Source organism: Paucibacter sp. B51, from assembly GCF_027863535.1.
Taxonomy (GTDB): Bacteria; Pseudomonadota; Gammaproteobacteria; order Burkholderiales; family Burkholderiaceae_C; genus Paucibacter_A; species Paucibacter_A aquatilis.
Window position 1 is genome coordinate 616,437 of record NZ_JAPIVN010000001.1, and the last position, 19,393, is coordinate 635,829.

The 19,393-nt window shown below is 61.3% G+C and carries 19 protein-coding genes; 9 read left to right on the top strand and 10 right to left on the bottom strand.

All coding sequences use genetic code 11. The annotated features are described in order from the left end of the window. Positions 1 to 5 precede the first annotated feature (5 nt). A complete protein-coding gene (locus OOB33_RS02620) occupies positions 6 to 626 on the top strand; it encodes an IMPACT family protein (protein ID WP_271007535.1) in 621 nt (206 codons plus the stop codon). 12 nt (positions 627 to 638) lie between these two features. Here the strand turns inward: OOB33_RS02620 and OOB33_RS02625 are convergent, their stop codons facing one another. The 4 genes from OOB33_RS02625 to OOB33_RS02640 all read right to left on the bottom strand — a co-directional run bounded on the left by OOB33_RS02625 (position 639) and on the right by OOB33_RS02640 (position 4,998). Next, positions 639 to 1,394 carry an SOS response-associated peptidase gene (locus tag OOB33_RS02625; RefSeq protein WP_271007536.1) on the bottom strand — a complete coding sequence of 252 codons (756 nt, stop codon included), beginning with the start codon at positions 1,392 to 1,394 and terminating at the stop codon, positions 639 to 641. A gap of 80 nt (positions 1,395 to 1,474) precedes the next feature. Continuing rightward, complete coding sequence (locus tag OOB33_RS02630) at positions 1,475 to 2,752, bottom strand: M56 family metallopeptidase (protein ID WP_271007537.1); 1,278 nt, start codon at positions 2,750 to 2,752, stop codon at positions 1,475 to 1,477. Further along, complete coding sequence (locus OOB33_RS02635) at positions 2,749 to 3,225, bottom strand: BlaI/MecI/CopY family transcriptional regulator (RefSeq protein ID WP_271007538.1); 477 nt, start codon at positions 3,223 to 3,225, stop codon at positions 2,749 to 2,751. Before OOB33_RS02635 ends, OOB33_RS02630 begins: the two co-directional genes overlap by 4 nt. A gap of 219 nt (positions 3,226 to 3,444) precedes the next feature. Beyond that, complete coding sequence (locus tag OOB33_RS02640) at positions 3,445 to 4,998, bottom strand: YncE family protein (RefSeq protein WP_271007539.1); 1,554 nt, start codon at positions 4,996 to 4,998, stop codon at positions 3,445 to 3,447. A gap of 375 nt (positions 4,999 to 5,373) precedes the next feature. On the opposite strand from OOB33_RS02640, the gene OOB33_RS02645 reads away from it, so the two are divergent. Continuing rightward, positions 5,374 to 5,922 carry a hypothetical protein gene (locus tag OOB33_RS02645; RefSeq protein WP_271007540.1) on the top strand — a complete coding sequence of 183 codons (549 nt, stop codon included), beginning with the start codon at positions 5,374 to 5,376 and terminating at the stop codon, positions 5,920 to 5,922. Positions 5,923 to 5,998: 76 nt separating this feature from the next. On the opposite strand, the gene OOB33_RS02650 is transcribed toward OOB33_RS02645, so the two are convergent. From OOB33_RS02650 to OOB33_RS02660, 3 genes are all read right to left on the bottom strand, one after another. After that, the gene (locus OOB33_RS02650) at positions 5,999 to 6,574 is read right to left on the bottom strand and encodes a GNAT family N-acetyltransferase (protein WP_271007541.1); all 576 of its coding nucleotides are present in this window, start codon (positions 6,572 to 6,574) and stop codon (positions 5,999 to 6,001) included. 157 nt (positions 6,575 to 6,731) lie between these two features. Further along, positions 6,732 to 7,334, bottom strand: coding sequence for a flavodoxin family protein (locus tag OOB33_RS02655; RefSeq protein WP_271007542.1), 603 nt, complete (start codon positions 7,332 to 7,334; stop codon positions 6,732 to 6,734). A gap of 57 nt (positions 7,335 to 7,391) precedes the next feature. Next, positions 7,392 to 8,255, bottom strand: coding sequence for a LysR family transcriptional regulator (locus tag OOB33_RS02660; protein ID WP_271007543.1), 864 nt, complete (start codon positions 8,253 to 8,255; stop codon positions 7,392 to 7,394). A 97-nt stretch (positions 8,256 to 8,352) separates the two neighbouring features. Here OOB33_RS02660 and OOB33_RS02665 point away from each other — a divergent pair, with 97 nt between their 5' ends. Continuing rightward, a complete protein-coding gene (locus OOB33_RS02665) occupies positions 8,353 to 8,766 on the top strand; it encodes a VOC family protein (RefSeq protein WP_271007544.1) in 414 nt (137 codons plus the stop codon). A gap of 4 nt (positions 8,767 to 8,770) precedes the next feature. After that, a complete protein-coding gene (locus OOB33_RS02670) occupies positions 8,771 to 9,712 on the top strand; it encodes a 2-hydroxyacid dehydrogenase (protein WP_271007545.1) in 942 nt (313 codons plus the stop codon). A gap of 452 nt (positions 9,713 to 10,164) precedes the next feature. Here OOB33_RS02670 and OOB33_RS02675 read toward each other — a convergent pair whose 3' ends face one another. From OOB33_RS02675 to OOB33_RS02685, 3 genes are all read right to left on the bottom strand, one after another. After that, positions 10,165 to 10,407: a GNAT family N-acetyltransferase gene (locus OOB33_RS02675; RefSeq protein ID WP_271007546.1), complete on the bottom strand. Its 243-nt coding sequence runs from the start codon at positions 10,405 to 10,407 to the stop codon at positions 10,165 to 10,167. 400 nt (positions 10,408 to 10,807) lie between these two features. Further along, entirely contained in the window at positions 10,808 to 11,326 is a 519-nt protein-coding gene (locus tag OOB33_RS02680) for a hypothetical protein (RefSeq protein ID WP_271007547.1), read from the bottom strand. A 349-nt stretch (positions 11,327 to 11,675) separates the two neighbouring features. Next, a complete protein-coding gene (locus tag OOB33_RS02685) occupies positions 11,676 to 13,442 on the bottom strand; it encodes an ATP-dependent nuclease (RefSeq protein WP_271007548.1) in 1,767 nt (588 codons plus the stop codon). Between the two features lie 790 nt (positions 13,443 to 14,232). Between OOB33_RS02685 and OOB33_RS02690 the strand changes: the two genes are divergently transcribed. The 5 genes from OOB33_RS02690 (at position 14,233) to OOB33_RS02710 (ending at position 19,301) form a co-directional block, all read left to right on the top strand. Beyond that, positions 14,233 to 15,144 (top strand): N-acetylmuramoyl-L-alanine amidase, encoded by a 912-nt coding sequence (locus OOB33_RS02690; RefSeq protein WP_271007549.1) that lies wholly within the window; start codon positions 14,233 to 14,235, stop codon positions 15,142 to 15,144. Between the two features lie 228 nt (positions 15,145 to 15,372). Continuing rightward, a complete protein-coding gene (locus tag OOB33_RS02695) occupies positions 15,373 to 16,383 on the top strand; it encodes an ABC transporter permease (protein WP_271007550.1) in 1,011 nt (336 codons plus the stop codon). Between the two features lie 4 nt (positions 16,384 to 16,387). Then, positions 16,388 to 17,326, top strand: a complete 939-nt coding sequence (locus OOB33_RS02700; protein ID WP_271007551.1) for an ABC transporter permease subunit — start codon at positions 16,388 to 16,390, stop codon at positions 17,324 to 17,326. A gap of 3 nt (positions 17,327 to 17,329) precedes the next feature. Beyond that, on the top strand, positions 17,330 to 18,334 hold the full coding sequence (locus OOB33_RS02705) for an ABC transporter ATP-binding protein (protein ID WP_271007552.1): 1,005 nt from the start codon (positions 17,330 to 17,332) through the stop codon (positions 18,332 to 18,334). Beyond that, positions 18,324 to 19,301: a dipeptide ABC transporter ATP-binding protein gene (locus OOB33_RS02710; protein ID WP_271007553.1), complete on the top strand. Its 978-nt coding sequence runs from the start codon at positions 18,324 to 18,326 to the stop codon at positions 19,299 to 19,301. The genes OOB33_RS02705 and OOB33_RS02710 overlap by 11 nt, the downstream gene beginning before the upstream one ends. Positions 19,302 to 19,393 lie beyond the last annotated feature (92 nt).

A 19,393-nucleotide genomic window follows, 5' to 3' on the forward strand; every position in this document is an offset into this window, starting at 1 on the left:
CGCCCATGTCCTCTCCTGCTTCGAGCTTCTCCATCGCCCAGGCCGTCCACAGCGAGCTGATCATCAAGAAGAGCCGCTTCATCGGCTGCGTCGAGCCCTGCAGCGGGCGCGAGGCGGCGCTGGCGCGGGTGCAAGAGCTTCGGGAACAGCACCCCACCGCTGTGCATGTGTGCTGGGCCCTGCTGGCCGGCGGCCAATCGGCGGCGGTGGACGATGGTGAGCCCAGCGGCACGGCCGGGCGGCCCATGCTGGAGGTGATGCGCCACCAGGATCTGGAAGGCGTGCTGGCCACCGTGGTGCGCTACTGGGGCGGCACCAAGCTCGGCGCCGGCGGCCTGGTGCGCGCCTACACCGACAGCGTGGCCCAGGCCCTGCTGCAGGCCGAGAAAGTGCCACGCGTCGCCCTGCACACCCTGCGCTGCACCGTGCCCTATGCGTTTGAGGGCCTGCTGCGCCGCGAGATCGAAGGCGCCGGCGCCGAGCTGCTGGGTGTGCAGCATGGCAGCCAGGTCGAGTTCCGTTTTGCTTTGCCTGTGCCTGCCGTGGCGCCCCTGCTGGCGCGGCTGCAGGAGTCGGGCCAGGGGCGCATCGGCTGGCTCAAGGATGAGGGGGCGGACGAGGCTTGAGCCTTGTCCTGCTCAGAACAGGCTGCCCTGCGGCGGCCCTTGGCGCAAGCGCGCCAGTAGCGCGTCGGTCTGTTCGGCCGGGCCCAGATCAAACGCCTCCGGCGCCGGCAGGCGCTCGGCCGCCAGCAAGGCCTGCGCCTCGCTGACCGAGCCGCGCAACCAAGCCTGCCAGTCCTCGGGCCGTATCGTCATCACGGCGCGCTTGTCCTGCGCGTCCGGCGGCAGGGCCGGGTCGGGCTTGTGCAGGCGATTGAGCAGCGGGTGTGCGTCGCAATTGAGCGTCAGCATCGAATAGTTGGGGATGAGTTCGCCCGTCTCGGGGTGCTGCCACTCCGACCAGATGCCGGCCAGCGCCCAGGGCAGGCCATCGGCGCGGCGCAGCGGCCACCAGATGTTGCGGCCGGTTTCCCAGTTAGGTTCCTGGTAGCTCTGCGCCGGGATCAAACAACGCCGGCCGCTGAGCCAGGCATCGCGGTACGTGGGCCGCTCGGCCACCGATTCGATCCGCGCGTTGTTCGTCAGAATCGCCCGCCCCGCCGGCCGCGGCTGCCTGGAACGCAGCGGCACCATGCCCCATTGGCCGATCACGGCCTCGCGGCCGGGTTCATCGCTCGCAGCGGTGCTGCCAGCCCGGATGAACAAGCCGCGCCCGAAGGGCCCCACAGCCGCCTGCGGGTAGGCCTCTTCGCCCGCCCCGCCGGCTTTCACGACCACACGGAAATGCCGCTCGACCTCTTCCTTGGGGCTGACGTTGTAGAGATTGCACATGATGGGGCGACTGTAGCGAAAGGGGCCAGCCACGGCGGGCCGCTGGTCGCGGGTCACAGCTCGCCGGCCCCCGCCGCGAATCAATCAAAGCGGAAGCGGAACTCCTGCATGGCTTCGACCAACTTCTTGTTCTTGCCCGTGCTGCATTGGTAAGCCTCGATGGCGCGGCGCACGGCCGGCTGCAGGCGCTCGTCGCCTTGCAGGCTCAGCACCTTCACCTGGTTCGAAGCGTCGATGCTGAAGCGCGCCGTCAGGATGAACTCGCCGCGGATGTTCAGCTCGGGGACTTCCGGGCGCGCCATCTTGTGGCAGTAGGTCTTGGCGCTCTCCGGCTTGGCCGCAGTGTCCGGCGGGGCCTCGGTCTGGCCGCCTGTCGACAGCGCCGCCGACACGCCCAGGCTGGCCACGGCCAGGCTCAAAGCCAGGGCCAGACCGCCGTGACGACGCAGGTGGGAGGCGGGTGAGGATGTGGATGAGGCAAGGCTCAGACGGTTCATCTTCTTCAACATGGCGATTCTTTCAATCAAGGGATGGGTGGATTGCCAAGCCGTGGCAAGAGGCGGTACTGCCGAAGACAGGCCCTGGGCCTTGAGCAAGGCCTGGGCATACACCGGCCAGGCCTCGGGGCGCCTGGCCAAGACCTGCGCATCGCAGGCCAGTTCCTGGTCCTGGCGCAGGCGGGGCAAGGCCAGCCAGACCAGGGGGTTGAACCATTGCAGCGCCGCCAGGGCCCAGGCCAGCGCACGCAACGCGTTGTCGTGGCGGGCGGCGTGGCCCTGCTCATGGGCCAGCACCAGCTCTCGCTCCTCGGCGCTGAAACGCTGCACAAAATCCTGCGGCAGCACCAGGCGCGGCCGCCAGCAGCCGAGCAAGGCCGGGCTGCTGCCCGCCGGCGCCCACCACAGGCCCGGGCCGGGCCGCAGCCGGCGCCGGTAGACCCGGTGCTGCACGCCAGCCCACAGGCCCAGGCCCAGCACGCCCACGGCCCAAGCCAGCAGCAAGGCAGGGGCGGCGACCGGATGGCTGGCCGCCAGCCAGGCATGCGCGATCGCCTGCCACAGGCCCCGCGCAGGCTCGCTCCAGGCCTGCAGCACCATCACCACCGCGGGCAGCTGCAGCGCCTCGGCCCCGCTGGCCTGAGCCGCCAGGCCGGGCGCAGCCGCCAGCGCCAGCGCCATCAGCGGCGGCAAGGCCCAGAGGCTGTACTGGCCCTGCGCGCCCAGCCACGCGCGCAGCGGCCGGCGCAAGAGCAGCACCCCAAGCAAGCCCAGACCGAAGCCCAGGCTCACCCGGCCCAGCAAGGCCAAGGCCGACCCGGCATCGACATCGCCCAGCACAGAGATAACGAGGCTGTTCATCGCACACCCCCTCGCCGTTTGGCCGCTGTCCGAGCGTTCGCTGGCTTGGCCTTGGCGCCGGGTGTGGGTGCGACCGTTGGCGGCTGCTGGTCCAGCAGTTCGCGCAAGGCCTGCACGTCCTCGGGGCTCAGCTGCCGCTGGGCCGAAAAATGCGCCACCAGCGGCGAAAGCCGGCCGCGGAACAGCCGGTCCAGCAAACCCAGCGACTCCTGCCCCTCCCAGGCCTGCTGCTCCAGCACGGGGCGGTAAAGGTAGCGCCGCCCGTCCCGCTCGGCACTGATCGCCCCCTTGTTGAGCAAGCGGTTCAGCAGGGTCTTCACCGTGCCCAGCTGCCACTCGCTGGCCTCACCCGGCGCTTCGGCCGCCTGGGCCGCCAGCGCAGCGGCAATGTCCTCGGCCGCCAAAGGCTGCAGATCGGGCTGCGCCCAAAGAACTTGCAAGATGCGGCTTTCCGCGTCGGAGATCGATCCCATCGTCTGGCCCCTTACCTTTTCTGTACTTCGCGGCCTCTCGACCGCAATCGACAACAAGCGTTAACGGTCGCAATGTTTACGTTTGTTGTCGTTCAAGGCAAGGGGGTGGAAACCCGGAGCCCGCGAGGCAGGCGCCTCTGATCGATCGTTTCGATTCAGCTCAAGCCAGCACTGCCTCACGGCAGGCGCGCAGGGATCTCCCGCGCTGCGGGAATGCGCTCAGGGCTTGCTCACGCGGTGCAGCAACCAGGTGGGCGTAGCTTCATTCTGGGTGCGAACTTCCGCCAGCAGGAGCAGGCTGCCGTCTGAACGATGCATGAGGTGGCGGCCCCATTGCTGCAGGCGGTCGCGGTTGCGCACATACGGGGCCAGGCCCTTCAGGCTGCGCCGCTCCAGCGTGGTCGCGTCGTAGACAGCCAAGCGGGTGTAGCACTTGCTCAAATGTCCGGTCAAAGGGCGGCAGTTTTGCCAGTGCTCTTCCAGCAAGGCGATGCTGGCGTTGTCCGGAGCAACATTCAAGGCCGCGGCCCTGTAGTCGCTATTGCCCCATGTGTCCGTGGCAGACAGCTTCATGCTTCCCGCATACACCAGATCGTCGGTCCAGTTCGGCGAGCTGCTCAAGACGGTCCCGCACGCCGTGTAGATGCGAAGCCCGTTGGGCGCGACGGCCAGGCGCCCACAGAAGCGGTGCTCGCCGTGATAGCGCGAATTGCGTGCCTTGCCGGTCCCCGCATCGCCAGACAGATCCATGCGCCAGACATCATCGGGTGACACGCCAAGATCGGCCATATACAGCCGATCCCCGCTGGGATGCAGCGCAGAGGCGGCGGTGCCATAGATCCCAAATCCACCGAGCGCTGCGTCGAAGCGGCTCGCAAGCCCGGTCTTGGTGTCCAGCCAATAGATGGGGTTGGAGTTGTTGCTGACCGAACCCATGGCCACCACCCGATCTCCGGCCAGGACCAGCGAGCCCACCGCAAGAGGCACATCAAAGCGACGCGCAGGCTCCGGGCTCTCGGCCCGCAGATCGAGAAGCGTCACAGCGGCATCATGGCCAACGGCAGCGCGAAGGCCGTCCGCGCTCAGCGACAAAGAAGTCGGCGGAACCGCCAAAGGCACCGTGCGCACCTGGCCGCTGCGCAGATCGTGCAGCCGCAGAGTCGCGGTCGGGCGGGCCGAGACGGTGACCACCGCATCCAGCGCAGCGCTGTAGGCCGCGCCGAGCACATCGTGAGTCAGTACCGTGGTCTGCGCCGGCTGCAAGGGCTCGACATCAGCTTCCGCGACCGCGAAATAACCGACATCCAGGCGCATCGGCAGATTGAAAGGCCCGCCGGGCACCTCGCGATTGCAGTTCGCGTCGTAGCAAAGAAGGACCGACAAGGTATCGGAATAGCTACCGACTGCTGGGGCCGGGAACAAAGGAAACCCAACACTGAAATCCAGGCCCTCATCGGCCGTCCGATGAGAATGACTGACGTCAGCAAAGGCCTTGTCGTAGCTGTACTTGTACCAGTAGCTTCCCCCGGTATTTCGCAGCGACAGGGCGACCTTGCTCGGCAAGCTCGATTCCGTGGCAAAGACATCGCGCTCCACGTTCAGGGCACTCGCAGACCAGGCAACGGCACTGATCTTCGCCGTCGCTTCCACCGTGCCGCTCGAACTTCCACCGCCGCCAGAACCTCCGCCCCCGCCACAGCCGAGCACAGCGCCCGAGATACACAGTGCCGCACCCGTGCTCCGCCAGCGCTGAATGCCACCCAACTTTTTCATGTCGAAGTCACCTCTTGCCTTGTCTCCTGCACGCCGATCACAGCGACGAGCTCAGCGCCAAAACCGCTGGACTGCAATCTCCCTGGCGCCAGGCTTTCAGCTGGCCCCGATGCATCCATGCGTCTCACCGTTATCACAAGGGACGCTGCAGGACTTCCATCGCGCCCGCCGCCGCGGAGTGGACCACACAGATCAGCAACTTGCCCTGCGCAGAATCCCTTGGCCCTGGGGAATCTCCCGAGTCGGCCAGTCCGGCGGCGGCTTCAGACTGGCCGGCTTTTTGCCGCCAACCCGCGAACCCCTTTTTCCATGCGATCCAGCCGCGTCCAAAAGACAACCGCCCTGCTTCTCTCCCTGACCCTGCTGTCCGGATGCATGACACGCAAGCTCTGGCGTGAGGACCAGGCGCAGCACTACAACGAATCGGTGTCTTCGGTGCTGATTGCCAAGGACCAGCAGCATGTCGTGTTCATCGGCAAGCAGTACCACTATGTGTTCCAGGAAATGCCGGGCCTGGCGGAGCTGATCCGCAGCCCGCTGGCGGCCCGCATGCTGTGGTCCCAGCACGGCAGCTGCAACTATGAACCCGACCAGACGGTGCGCTGCAGCATTGGGCTCTCCGTCGTCTTGCGCAACGCCGAGGACAAGAAGGAAGGCGAACGCATCGGCTTGAAGCCTGATGGCCAGATCAAACTGTCCTTCGTGGGCAAGCGCTATGCGCCCGTACCCGTGCCCGCCAATCAGCTGACCGCCCTGCACAACACCTACAACATCTCGGTGTGGGGCAAGCAAGTGGATGACCGCAGCGCCGAGAAGCTGCTGAAATCGCCGGTCACGGTAGCCGCCGACGGCGTCTTGCTGCTGGTGGGCGTGCCCCTGCTGGTGATCGGCAAACTCCTGGGTGGAGGCGGCTCCTGGCGTTGAGCAAGGTCTGACCCACTCAGGAGGGGCGCCGAGAAGACATTGAGGTGCATCGCGAAGATCGGTCGAGCCCTTCGATTCAAATGGCAGGTCGGGAGCCAGCAGCTTCTCGCCATTCACGCGCCAGAAGCCCGTACTGCAACAGATCGTGATGGCGCCCGCCCCAGAACGCGACTTCACGCAGGCGGCCTTCTCGGGCAAAGCCCAGGCGCTGCAGCAGGGCGACCGAGGCCACGTTGTCTTCGTGGACCTGGGCCTCCACCCGGTGAAGTTGCATGCCCTCGCCGAAACCCCAGTCGAGTGCCGCCGTCAGCGCTTCGCGCATCAGGCCCCGGCCCGCCAGCTCGGGCGCCACCTCGTAGCCCAAGCTGCATTTCTTCCAGCCACGGTTCCAAGCGAACAAGCCGCAGCTGCCGATCAGGCCGGGCTGGTCCTTCAATTGCAGACCCCAACGCACACCGGGGTTGGGCAACTGCCGCCAGCTGGCGAAGGTGGCAATCAGGCGCTTGGCCTCGTTCAAGTCCGTCAACGGGTCGGTTCCAAACCAGGCCATGTGGCGCGCATCGCTGTGGATGCGGAACAGGTCTTCGACGTCGGCCTCGGTGATTTCGCGGAGGAGGAGGCGTGGGGTTTGGAGGAGGGGGAAGTCGGGCATGTTGTATTCAACTGCGTGTGTCAGAGCCGGGGCGGCTTGCGAAACGACCGACCAACCGAGCTGCCAGGAATGCGTTTGGCGCTGTCGTCCGATTCGAGGCGCAAGCCAATGGCCGACTGGCAGCTCGGGAACGGAAAAAATGGCCTGAGTCTTCAGACTAAGCCGCGGCAAGGCCAGGCTGCGAATCGGGTGCATTTGCAGCCGCAAATATTTTGGCAACCTGGGCAATTCTCCTCCCCAAGTAATTTGCCGTAATCAAATCAATCTCGTGCAGCTCGCCATCTCTTGAGTGAGCAATCAAGCCTGATTGCGCACCAAGCCTGTTCCGACCTTCAGCATCACAATTGCCTGGAATATCCAAACTTGCCCATAACATGCCATGCTGAGATGCAAATATTTGCATGTACTGAATGGTGTTCAATTGATCGCCACTCATATTCGAGCCAATCGTGAACCCTCCAGCCACTTTATTGGACCATGCTTTATCAGCCCACAGATCGCCTGTTGCATCGGCAAAAGCCTTGAATTGCGCTGACACACAGCCCATGAATGTGGGGCTGCCGAAAATCATCGCATCCACATCCTTCAATCGCTCGATCAAGCTTGAATTTCTAAAGCGCCCCTCGACAATATCGGCGCCCACGATCTCAGCGTTGACAATATCGACCTCGGCTATGGACAAAGCTCCATCTGCAACGGCTGCGGCCAGCTGTTTCGTTGTGCCAGTTGCCGAGTGAAAAACAATCGCGACCTTTGTCATCTAATCACCTTTAAAGAACTCAAAGTATGCTTTCTGAGGGCACCAGTTTTGGTGGCCTTACTCTAAGGATGGGAGAGCATCTGCCAATGCCGCGATCATGCTCGGCCGAGTGGTTTGCACCTTGCTAATCAAAATCAGCTCGCGCTGATACCGATCATCCTCAATTGGCGTGAGGCAACAGGATTGAGCCAGTCTCTCTAGATTGGACCAATGTGGAACCAGACTCACCCCAACATCATCGGCAACCAGCATGGCTATGGTTTCGAGTGCATCCAAGTCGCACATGGGCGTGCTCGCAAGGCCATGGTCTTGGAGGAAGGCGGCTGCATGACGCCCGCCCCAGGTTTCTGGCAGATATCGCAGATATGGGCGCCGACACAAGATCTCGGCCAGCCCAGCATCGGGTCTATTTTTCGACAAAAATACCAAGGCCTCTTTCCTGAGTGAGCTTGCCTTTATGAGTTTAGGCAAGGCGAAAGGCGGGGCAGCAATAATCGCCGCATCGAGTTCGTCGCTCATCACCGCCTCGTACAGGAACTTTGACGCACCAGGAATTATTTCCAGCTTGATGCCCGGCGCGTCTTTCGCAAGTAATCGCATCGCACTTGGAAGCAGGCCTGTTAACGCGGTCGATATTGCGCCAAGCTTCAATGTTCCACTCAAGCCGGTCGGATCATTATCACCCGCCAGCAAATCAAACTCTTTGACGATACGCCTGGCCCTGGGCAGGATGCTTAAACAGGCTTGTGTCGGTTTTGCCGAATGACCGATGCGAGATAACAGATCGAATCCAAACTCCCGCTCAAGCGCATTAATTCTTTGACTAATTGCCGCTGCCGTCAGTTGCTCGACACGCGCCGCCTCGGCGATGGAGCCACGATCGATAACCACAATCAAACTTCTCAAATAGCGACTATCCATAAGTAGTTCTTTCGAAGAGCATAAGAAATATATGCTATCCCTGCAAGGTGGAAACAGCTACGCTTTGTGCCCGCTAAAGCAATCAAAAGGAGCTCGCATGTCACCACTGTTTCACCTGGCTTTTCAAGTCCACGATCTTAATGCAGCGCGCCGGTTTTACGGTCAAATACTTGGTTGCACCGAAGGCCGCAGCACAGATAGGTGGGTAGATTTCAATTTCTTCGGCCACCAATTATCGTTGCACCTCGGCGCAGCCGCAGATCAAACCAGCACATCACTCGTTGACGAGCACAATGTTCCCATACCTCATTTTGGCGTCATATTGGAAATGCCGGAATGGGAAAAATTGATGGCACAACTTGAGCAGCAAGGTGTGGTATTCGAAGTTTCACCAAGTTTGCGCTTTGCCGGCCAGGCAGGACAACAAGCAAGCGCATTTGTCCGAGACCCATCGGGCAATGCCTTGGAATTCAAGGGCTTTACAGATTTATCCGGTGTCTACGAAAAATAACACCATGCGCACCATTCCATTTTTGGCTGCGCCTGCTAGCACTTCTACCGAGGCTTGGGTGGCGGCTCTACAGGCGGCCATGCCAGAAGAAAAAATCATTGCATTCAATGAATTGAGCGAAGCCGCCAAAGCATCCTGCAAAGTCGCCATCGTCGCCAATCCAGATCCTGAGCAACTACAACAACTGCCCCAGTTGGAATGGGTGCAGAGTGTTTGGGCCGGCGTCGATCGACTCGCAGCCGATGTCGCAAAGACTGAACTCAAGGTCGTGAGGCTCGTCGACCCGCAATTGGCGCGCACGATGGCCGAAGCCGTATTAACCTGGACGCTGTATCTACACCGGGAAATCCCAAGCTATGCAAAGCAGCAAAAAGAGAAAATATGGCTTGGACGCCCGTATGTAAAAGCACAGCACAGGACTGTAAGCATATTGGGCCTGGGTGCTTTGGGCGAGGCAGCGGCCATCAGCTTATTGCAAGCTGGCTTCAATGTGTGTGCATGGAGCCGCAGCGCAAAGTCGGTTTCGGGCATTGAATGCTTTAGTGGCGAAGGCAGCTTGCCGGCCATGCTGGCCAAGACCGACATCCTTGTTTGCCTGCTGCCCTTGACGCCTCAGACCCAAGGCCTGATTAATGCAAGCTTTCTGGCACAGCTGCCGAAAGGCGCGTCTCTCATCAATTTCGCTCGCGGGGCCATCGTGAATGATGAGGATTTGCTGGGTGCGCTCAATCAAGCCCATCTATCCCATGCGATTTTGGATGTTTTCACGCTTGAACCCCTACCGAAATCGGCATGGCAATGGCAACACCCCCAGGTGACCGTTCTGCCCCATTGCAGCGCCCCCACAGACAAGGGTACTGCGTCACTCATCGTCGCTGGCAATATCGAACGCTATCGCAGAACAGGCGAATTGCCGCAAACGGTTGACATGCGCCGAGGATATTAAGTAAGAAGAGCACGTTCAGGCGGGGGCATACCCGGCTCAGATAGTGCCTTGATCAATCAGGTTTGGTCTGCAAAAGGCCCCAGGGCCAATCAGCTACGCGGCTGCATGCGCAGCTCAGACGATTCGGGTCTTGAGGCCAGACGAATCTTGGACAGCGTCCATCGAGCAAGCGCATGCGGCAACGCATGTTCCGGGAAGAGATGGATCGCATGGCGCCGGGGCCTCCTGGTCGGACTCGCCCTGGCGCGTTCGCAGCGGGGCCCGTCGGTCGTGATGCATCTCGCATCTCCTGCGCGTCTTCCCTGAGCCTCCAGGCAAAAGCCCAAAGGGTAGAGACAAGCGCCGGTCAATTCGGGGTGTCGTTCAGCGGCCGGTGGCTGGGCCAGTGGCTCCATGACGCCGATCGGAGGCTGGCTCCAATGCGCCGGTCGGTGCGATTCCGCAGTTGCCGATCAGGCCGGGCAGGCTTTCTCTTTCAACTGCAGACCCCAACGCACACCGGGGTTCGGCAACTGCCGCCAACTGGCGAAGGTGGCAATCAGCCGCTTGGACTCGCTCAAGTCCGTCAGCGGTTCGCTGCCAAACCAGGCCATGTGGCGTGGGTCGCTGTGGATGCGGAACAGGTCCTCGGCGTCGGCCTCGGTGATTTCGCGGAGGAGGAGGCGTGGGGTTCGGAGGAGGGGGGAGTCGGGCATGGTGTCTTCAGCAGATGGGGTCAGTCAAAGCCAGTCGGCGTGCGAAGCGGCAAGCTGGGCAGCTAGAGGCCGAGTGGCACCCCGGGCAAAACGGCCTGGGACTTCAAATTTACGGTCTGACCCTCGCGGCCTCGCTGGGGCGGCCAAAGCCGCCAAGGGCGCGCGTGTCTACCAACACGAGCTGCCTTGATTCTGATGGGTGACTGGTGCGCTGCGGCGCAACCATGCATTGAGAACCAAGTGCGCGGTGAGTTCGACGAGCAGGGAACTCAGTCTTGAGTGAGGAGGAGAACAAGTGCGCTCTTGCGGTGCAGGGGCGCGTGTTTGCTACTTGACGGGGGCGGCTAATGGGTGATCCTCGCAGCCTCGGAGCTTGACTGGGATTGATTGCTAGTCGGGACTAAAAAACTGAAGACTCACGCTTCACGCGATCTTCCTGCGCGCGGACTTTTTCACCAGACCGATACTCTACATGCCCAGTGTGGCCAATCTGTAGTGTCTCGCCGTATTGAGATTTCCATCTGGATGTAAGTACTTCTTCAATTTCCGCAAGAGTGTCTTGACTTTTCACGGGCAGTTTAGGTAGCGGCGGGCCATATTTGCTGCGCAAAGCAGACGTAGTTCCCGCTAGATCAGCAACATTCACTGAAACTTGATCGAGCTTGTTGTCTTTGAATGTCGCCCAGCCGTTGCGTATCGAGGGCCCATTGAAGTTGCACATGCACTCAGATGCCAGCTTGCACTTAATTCTCTCTATTAATGCGCAACCTGAGAAACCTGCTGTCCTGAGCTTGGTATTAACTTGATCAACATTCTCACCCCATTGAAGGCCGGAAAAACTAAAAGTAGTCTGCGCAACGGCCGAAGCAGACATACCTATTGCGAGCCAGACGGCAAATGCGAAGTTTGAAGATTTCAATTCTGGCAACCCTTTTGCAAGATTTCTATTGATCGCAAGTCACTACCACCTTCATCATCATATTTTTATAGAATGATGCGATGGCAAATCTCTCGACTCCCCTAAGAGCTAGGCTTGCGAGATAAATTTCGCAGTCAAATCCTAAACACTAACTTTAGACCCGCCGCTCCGCTCCCGCGCTTTACCTTTTAACTTAGCTCCGAGTTTCCATCGCATAATTACTTGTATTCTTTTTAGCTAAAATCCATAAAGAGGTAATTTTTACTTTGAATTCAAGATTTGACAGAAACTACATGAAACTGGATTTAAGCCTCCCGAACTTATAGCTTCTTCGAAAGCGCACATGCATTTATGACGCCAGCTTCTCAAGCATGGGTACTCGTAGCGCCTCTGATTCGGCTTCTAATTTGAGCGCCTTATATCCGGCCCTATGTAATTTACTCTTCAGTAGGCCTAATACCTTCTTGCCATAGCGATAGCGACTGGGGTGCGCATTGTAGGCGCTCTTGATCCTCTCGATCTCCGCAGAATACCCACCCTCGGCAGGGCGTTGTTTTTGCAGTACGTGATCAATAAACCTAGATATTGAATCAGCCTTCGCTTCTTCTGTCGCTTCTTTGATGGCTGCTTCCACTACGGCAACGTCAGCGGCTGGGCATAATTTTAGAACGTGGTCAAGCCTAACAAAGTGGCTTTCGATATCTGTGCCTGTTGTGTAAAAGAAAGTCAGGCCCGCGCCGTTAATTTTCTTTTTAAGGTCGAGTATTTCTTCTTCACTTAAATAATCCCGATCCCGATGGATTATTACTTTGATGTCAGAATTTTTCGCCCTTAAATACTTTCCGAGAATTATTGCGCCTTTTATCTGCCCCTTGCCATCGTATGAAAAAATCTCCATCTCATCGAGATTGAAACCATTTGCCGACAAGAGTATTTTTAAGTTCGCATTCTTAGCGTCTTCGGTTATTACGCAATATTTCTTGGTGGAAGGTATTTTTGAGATTTCGAGCTCTAATTTTTGTATAGTCTTTTGGGCCTCATTAACCTCTTTGAGATACGGAGTGATTATTGGGAGAAGCCCCATCTGCTCATGCAACTCTCCGTCGCCTTGCGCATCAATTGGTTTTATTGTGGTGCAGTGATCGGCATCTTTTTTAATATAGTACTTATTTGCCTCTGTGCCTGCGATAGATTTGAGCGCATAAAAGGCAGGAGAGTGCGTTGTGACAAGAATCTGTATGTCGGATGCATATATTCTGATTGTCTCCGCCAGCTCAAATGCATACTTGAGTTCAAGATTATTTTCCGGCTCCTCGAAGCCCCAAATTGTGTCGGGCTTCACGTAACCTGGAATGGAGATGTTTTTCTCCTGCTCAGCCATGTATTTTAAAATAACAGGAATATGTCTTACCTTTATTCCATCACCACGTTGCTTTAGGTGGTATGTATTTTTTCCAACTGTGGCTCCAAAGTCCAGATTTGAAAACAGCTGCTTAAAATCTGAAGGGACTTGGATAGTGCTTGGTATACCTATTTGACTGAACAGCTCGCTTGTTATGCTACTGGTCACCTTTTGGATTCCTGATATGAATCCTTGGCCTTGCGTAGCCATTAGGGCACCATGCGCTTCATTGAGAACGTCGTGAAGCTCGCCCATCAATGCATTAAAATACTCTCTTCCTTTGATGGCCGGAACGTATCGATATTTTAATTTATCGAGCCATTTTGATATATTATCACTCGAAGTGAGGCTCTTATTGGAGTGGGTGTAAATCCGATCTTCAATTATTGATCCGTCGATTTTCCACCGCTTAGTCCACTTCACAGTGTTGGCGTGCTTAAATCTTGCCGTCGGTGGATCTATGGTCAGTGATATTTTGATTTCACGCCTACTTCCCGTTCCTGAGTTGGCGTGGTAACAATAGTCTTCACTGAACCGAAAGGCTTGGCCTATGTCCGTTTGATTGTTAAAGAATAAGTTCAGGGCGCGAAGTATATTGGATTTTCCATTGTCATTTTGACCAACAAGGATGTTCAGATCCGATAGCTCTATTGAGCCGCCAGTATTTTTAATGGATCTAAAATTTTTTATATCAATAGATTTAATAATTCGCATAGCTTTATTCAACTTTAAAATATTGAATTTATGTTGCGCTTCGCATCTATTAGTTGCATTGCACATCGCAGTCGCGACTGCAATGCAGAGCACCTGAAAATTCTGCCTAAGTTTTATTGATTAGGTTTTTAGGATTATTCGCACAGTTTCAATTGCATCAGATCTATCGGTTCGACCAAATGTGCTGCATACACTGGAACTTCGCGTCTAAGCTGAAGAAATACAGGTTTGGGCGGTATGTTGCCAGTATTTTTGGCGTTAGGTCTGGCAGGTGCTCAAAATTCTGAGGTGGCTTACCTTGTCGGATGGACATCATTGACCGCCAGGATGCCTGGGACGGATGGGGCCGCTGGATTTGCACCGAGCAAGCGATCGGTGCTTCGGTCTTTAGCGGTCTTGCGCCGCGGTTCACCCCACCCACCGCCTTTAGTACTCCTTCCGCGGTCACCGGCACCCACAACTTTTGGTCAAAGCCCTCAAGGACTGCTGCAGCGACCGCCTACCTGATCGTCAACAGCACCGAGAAGGGAAGTAACAAATAGAGGCGCTTCGCCCACGGCCTTGGTGCTGTGGATGGCGTCTACTGCGTTGGCTTGGGCGTATAGCGTGAGGGGTCGAAGATCACGAGGGCCGAGTGTCAGGTCTTGATTTTCAAAGCCTCGGACCATCCAGAGTTTTCGATTGACCGCGAACCAGCGCTGTCAGTTCAAGCAAAGCGCTCCCCCACCCGCTTCGGCAACAATGCCCCCCTGACGCACCCGCCCGCCCCAGCCGACGCCATTGCCCTCCCATGACGCCCCCCCGCCCCCCTCATCTCCGTTTCTCCCTGAGCCTCCCCACCGCCGCCCTCGCCCTGCTCCTCAGCGCCTGCGCGACGACCACCCCGAGCACCCCCACGGAACCCGCCGGCCCCAAGATCGACCGGACGTATACCTCCGTGGCGCAGGACAGCCGGGCGCTGTTCATCGTTTTGCACTACACGGCGCTGGATTGGGAAAAATCGCTGAAGGTGCTGGCCACAGGCGGGCAGGTGAGCGCGCATTACCTGGTGCGGGACGAGCCGGCGGCGATTTACCAGCTGGTGGATGAGAACCGGCGGGCCTGGCACGCGGGGGCCAGCTTCTGGGCGGGGCACAGCAATCTGAATTCGGCGTCCATCGGCATCGAGATCGTCAACCCCGGCTACAAGGACACGGAGCTGGGCCGCGTCTACCCGCCCTACCCGCAGGCGCAGGTGGACGAGATCATTGCCCTGGTGCGCGACATCGCCAAGCGCCACAACATCCGGCCCGAGCGCATCATCGGCCACTCGGACATCGCACCGGGCCGCAAGCAGGACCCGGGCCCGAGCTTCCCCTGGAAGCAGCTGGCCGATGCCGGCCTGATCCCCTGGCCCGATGCGGTGCAGGTGGCGGCCAAGATTCCGCTCTACGCCGCCCTGCCGCCGGACGCGGCCTGGTTTCAGGACAAGCTGACCCGTGTTGGCTACAGCACCTCGCGCAGCGGCATCGAGGACGATCTGACCAAGGCGACGATTGCCACCTTCCAGAGCAAGTACCGCCCGCGCGACTGGAGCGGCGCCATGGACGCCGAAACCGCGGCCCTGCTCGATGTGGCCACCAGCCCGGGCGGTATGCTGCTGGCCAAGTCCATGGCAGCGCCGGCGAACGAGCCGGCCAAGCCGCTGAGCTCGCGCTTCTGAGTGCCACCGGAGACACAGCCAAGCTGAATACGAACGCAGAGCCAACAGCCGAGCAAGGCAGAGAGCGCAGAGGCCTTCGTCAAGGGGCCAAGCCTTGATGAGCCCTGCTGTACTCTGCGTCCGCTGCGGCCTCTGCGCTACTCTGCGGCCTCCGCGACCTGCTTTTTTCTTGGCCGAGCCCCTGGCCTCGGTCGCTTGCTTCATCCTGTTGATTCGCCCTGCCCCCTCGTGCTGACCTTTCTGCTCAAGCGACTCGCCACCCTGCTGCCCACGCTGCTGGGCATCACCCTGGTGGCCTTTGGCCTGATCCGGCTGGTGCCGGGCGACCCCATCGAGATCATGATGGGCGAGCGCCGCTTGGACGCTGCCACCCATGCGGAGCTGATGGCGCGCATGGGCCTGGACCAGCCCCTGCATGTGCAGTACGGCCAGTACCTGGCGCAGCTGGCGCGCGGTGACCTGGGCCAGAGCCTGGTCAGCCGCGAGCCGGTGGCCCAGGAGTTTGCGGCCCTGTTCCCGGCCACGGTGGAGCTGGCCCTGGCGGCCCTGCTGCTGGCCGTGAGCCTGGGCCTGCTGCTGGGCGTGACGGCGGGGCTCAAGCGCGGCTCGCTGCTGGACCAGGGCGTGATGGGCGTGGCCACGGTGGGCTACTCCATGCCGGTGTTCTGGTGGGGGCTGATCCTGATCATGTTCTTCTCGGTGCAGCTGGGCTGGACGCCGGTGTCGGGCCGCATCGGCATCGAGTACGACGTGCCGGTGCGCAGCGGTTTTCTGCTGATCGACAGCTGGCTCTCGGGCGAAGAGGGCGCCTTCCGCTCGGCCTGCCTGCACCTGCTGCTGCCGGCCACCGTGCTGGGCACCAGCACCATGGCGGTGGTGGCGCGCATGACGCGCTCCAGCATGCTGGAGGTGCTGCGCGAGGACTACATCCGCGCCGCCCGCGCCAAGGGCCTGAGCCCGGCGCGCGTGGTGCTGCGCCACGGTCTGCGCAATGCGCTGATCCCGGTGCTGACGGTGATCGGCATGCAGACCGGCAGCCTGCTGGCCGGGGCGGTGCTGACCGAAACCATCTTCTCCTGGCCCGGCATCGGCAAATGGCTGATCGACTCCATCGCCCGGCGCGACTACCCGGTGGTGCAGGCCGGCATCCTGATCTCGGCCCTGACCTTCATCGGCGTGAACCTGCTGGTGGATGTCTTGTACGGCGTGGTCAACCCGCGCATCCGCAATGAACGGTGACGAGATGACGCCCCCTTCGACACCGACACCGCTGCCCCCCAGCGCCCAGGAAGCAGAGCAGCTGCTTTCGCAACAGCCGCCCGGCCCGCTGCGCGAGTTCTGGCAAGGCTTTGCCGCCAATCGCGGTGCCCTGGCGGCGCTGGCTGTGTTCGCGCTGATCGCCCTGGCCGCGCTGTTCGCGCCCTGGGTGGCGCCGCACAGCCCGATCGAGCAGTACCGCGAGCACATGCTGCAGCCGCCGGTCTGGGCCGAGGGCGGCAGCGCGCGCTTCCTGCTCGGCACCGACGAGCTGGGCCGCGATATGCTCTCGCGCCTGCTGCACGGCGGGCGGGTCTCGCTGGGCATCGGCCTGGCCTCGGTGCTGCTGTCCTTGCTGCCGGGTGTGCTGCTGGGCCTCCTGGCGGCGTTTCATCAGCAATGGCTGTCGCCGGCCATCATGCGGGTGATGGACATCATGCTGGCCCTGCCGGGCCTGCTGCTGGCCATCTGCGTGATCACGGTGCTGGGCCCGGGCCTGGTGAACACGGTGATCGCCATCGCCATCGGCGCCCTGCCCGGCTACACGCGGCTGACGCGCGCCGCCGCCCTGGCCGAGATCCACAAAGACTACGTCACCGCCAGCCGCGTGGCCGGCGCCGGCCCCTTGCGCCTGATGTTCAGCGCCGTGCTGCCCAACTGCATGGCGCCGCTGATCGTCAACGCGACGCTGAGTTTTTCCTCCGCCATCCTGGAAACCGCGGGCCTGGGCTTTCTGGGCCTGGGCGTGCAGGCGCCCACGCCCGAGTGGGGCACCATGCTCAGCGCCGCGCGCGACTATATGCAGCGGGCGCCCTGGGTGGTGACGCTGCCGGGCCTGACGATTCTGTTCAGCGTGCTGAGCATCAACCTGATCGGCGACGGCCTGCGCGACGCGCTCGATCCCAAACTGAAACGGACGCGCTGAGCCATGGCCGAGGACGCATTGCTGTCGCCACCGTCATCACCCTTGCTGCGCATCGAAAACCTGCGGGTCGAGTTCGGCCGCTTCCCCGCCGTGGACGGGCTGGATTTGAGCCTGGCGCCGGGCGAGCTGCTGGGCATCGTCGGTGAATCGGGCTCGGGCAAATCGGTGGCCATGCTGGCCCTGATGGGCCTGGTGGATGCGCCCGGCCGCGTCAGCGCCGACCGGCTGGAGTTCCAGGGTCAGGACTTGCTGCGCTTGAACGCACGGGAACGCCGCCGCCTGATCGGCCGCGACATCGCCATGGTGTTCCAGGACGCGCTGTCCAGCCTGGACCCGAGCTACACCGTGGGTGCGCAGATCGCCGAGGTGCTGCAAACCCACCTAGGACTGCGCGGCGCGGCCGCAAGGCAGCGGGTGGTGGAGCTGCTGGAGCTGGTGGAGATTCCCGATGCGGCGCGCCGCGCCGAGGCCTACCCGCACCAGCTCTCGGGCGGCATGAACCAGCGCGTGATGATCGCCATGGCCATTGCCTGCGGCCCCAAGCTGCTGATCGCCGACGAGCCCACCACCGCCCTGGACGTGACCATCCAGGCCCAGATCATGGAGCTGCTGCTGCGCCTGCAGCGCGAACAGGGCATGGGCTTGCTGATGATCACCCACGACCTGGCCGTGGTGGCCGAAATGGCCCAGCGCGTGGCCGTGATGTACGCCGGCCAGGTGGTCGAGACCGGCCCGCTGCCGGCCCTGTTCGACGCGCCGCGCCACCCCTACACCGCCGCCCTGCTGGCCGCCATCCCCGAGCACAACCGCGGCGCCCGCCGCTTGGCCGCCCTGCCCGGCATCGTGCCCGGCGCGCTGGACCGCCCGGCCGGCTGCCTGCTGAGCCCGCGCTGCGCGCAGGTGCAGGGGCGCTGCCGCAGCGAACGCCCTGTTCTCACCAGCGACGGTGTCCGCTGCTTCTTCCCGCTGCCGCCTGCGGCCCGATTGGAGGCGCAGCATGAGCAATGAACAGACAAGCCCGCCGGTGCTGCTGCAAGCCGAGAACCTGAGCCGCCACTACCGCGTCAGCCAGGGCCTGTTCCAGCCCAAGGCCACGGTGCGTGCGCTCGATGGCGTCAGCTTCAGCCTTCGCCCGCGCCAAACCTTGGCTGTGGTGGGCGAATCGGGCTGCGGCAAATCGACCCTGGCGCGCCAGCTGACCCTGATCGAGCCACCCAGCGCCGGCCGCCTGCTGCTGGGCGGCGAGGCCACGGCCGGCGCCGACGGTGCGCGCCTGAAGGCGCTGCGCCAGCAGGTGCAGATGGTGTTCCAGAACCCCTTCAGCTCGCTCAACCCGCGCAAGAGCATTGCCGCCACGCTGGACGAGCCGCTCCTGATCAACACCGCGCTCAGCACAGCGGACCGGCGCGAGCGCATCGAAGCGCTGATCACCCAGGTGGGCCTGCGCCCCGAGCATCTGGCGCGTTACCCGCATATGTTCAGCGGCGGCCAGCGCCAGCGCATTGCCATCGCCCGGGCCATGATTCTGCAGCCGCGCATCGTCGTGGCGGACGAGCCGGTGTCGGCCCTGGATGTGTCCATCCAGGCGCAGATCCTCAACCTCTTCATGGACCTGCAGGAGCAATCTGGCACCAGCTACGTCTTCATCTCCCACAACCTCAGCGTGGTCGAGCATGTGGCCGACGAGGTGATGGTGATGTACCTGGGCCGCGCCGTGGAGCTGGGCGAGAAGCGCCGCATCTTTGCCCAGCCCCTGCATCCCTACACCCGCGCACTGATGAGCGCCACGCCGGCCCTGCATGCGGCCGAGCGGCGCGAGCGCGTGCTGCTCAAGGGCGAGCTTCCCAGCCCGCTGAACCCACCCAGCGGCTGCGCCTTCCACAAGCGCTGCCCGATGGCGGTGGCGCGGTGCGCGCAGGAAGCGCCGCTCTTGCGCGAGGTGGACGGGCGGCAGGTGGCGTGCCACCAGGTCTGAAGCGCGGTAAGCCCGGCCGAGAACCCAGTCTCGGCTTTCACCGACAATTTGCCTTTGTTGCGCAGCTTGCTGTTTGCGCATTCCACACCCAA

Bases quoted from the DNA above. Each gene is read 5' to 3' on its own strand.
- OOB33_RS02620 (WP_271007535.1), top strand. From the start codon at position 6: ATGTCCTCTCCTGCTTCGAGCTTCTCCATCGCCCAGGCCGTCCACAGC.
- OOB33_RS02625 (WP_271007536.1), bottom strand. From the start codon at position 1,394: ATGTGCAATCTCTACAACGTCAGCCCCAAGGAAGAGGTCGAGCGGCAT.
- OOB33_RS02630 (WP_271007537.1), bottom strand. From the start codon at position 2,752: ATGAACAGCCTCGTTATCTCTGTGCTGGGCGATGTCGATGCCGGGTCG.
- OOB33_RS02635 (WP_271007538.1), bottom strand. From the start codon at position 3,225: ATGGGATCGATCTCCGACGCGGAAAGCCGCATCTTGCAAGTTCTTTGG.
- OOB33_RS02640 (WP_271007539.1), bottom strand. From the start codon at position 4,998: ATGAAAAAGTTGGGTGGCATTCAGCGCTGGCGGAGCACGGGTGCGGCA.
- OOB33_RS02645 (WP_271007540.1), top strand. From the start codon at position 5,374: ATGACACGCAAGCTCTGGCGTGAGGACCAGGCGCAGCACTACAACGAA.
- OOB33_RS02650 (WP_271007541.1), bottom strand. From the start codon at position 6,574: ATGCCCGACTTCCCCCTCCTCCAAACCCCACGCCTCCTCCTCCGCGAA.
- OOB33_RS02655 (WP_271007542.1), bottom strand. From the start codon at position 7,334: ATGACAAAGGTCGCGATTGTTTTTCACTCGGCAACTGGCACAACGAAA.
- OOB33_RS02660 (WP_271007543.1), bottom strand. From the start codon at position 8,255: ATGGATAGTCGCTATTTGAGAAGTTTGATTGTGGTTATCGATCGTGGC.
- OOB33_RS02665 (WP_271007544.1), top strand. From the start codon at position 8,353: ATGTCACCACTGTTTCACCTGGCTTTTCAAGTCCACGATCTTAATGCA.
- OOB33_RS02670 (WP_271007545.1), top strand. From the start codon at position 8,771: ATGCGCACCATTCCATTTTTGGCTGCGCCTGCTAGCACTTCTACCGAG.
- OOB33_RS02675 (WP_271007546.1), bottom strand. From the start codon at position 10,407: ATGCCCGACTCCCCCCTCCTCCGAACCCCACGCCTCCTCCTCCGCGAA.
- OOB33_RS02685 (WP_271007548.1), bottom strand. From the start codon at position 13,442: ATGCGAATTATTAAATCTATTGATATAAAAAATTTTAGATCCATTAAA.
- OOB33_RS02690 (WP_271007549.1), top strand. From the start codon at position 14,233: ATGACGCCCCCCCGCCCCCCTCATCTCCGTTTCTCCCTGAGCCTCCCC.
- OOB33_RS02700 (WP_271007551.1), top strand. From the start codon at position 16,388: ATGACGCCCCCTTCGACACCGACACCGCTGCCCCCCAGCGCCCAGGAA.
- OOB33_RS02705 (WP_271007552.1), top strand. From the start codon at position 17,330: ATGGCCGAGGACGCATTGCTGTCGCCACCGTCATCACCCTTGCTGCGC.
- OOB33_RS02710 (WP_271007553.1), top strand. From the start codon at position 18,324: ATGAGCAATGAACAGACAAGCCCGCCGGTGCTGCTGCAAGCCGAGAAC.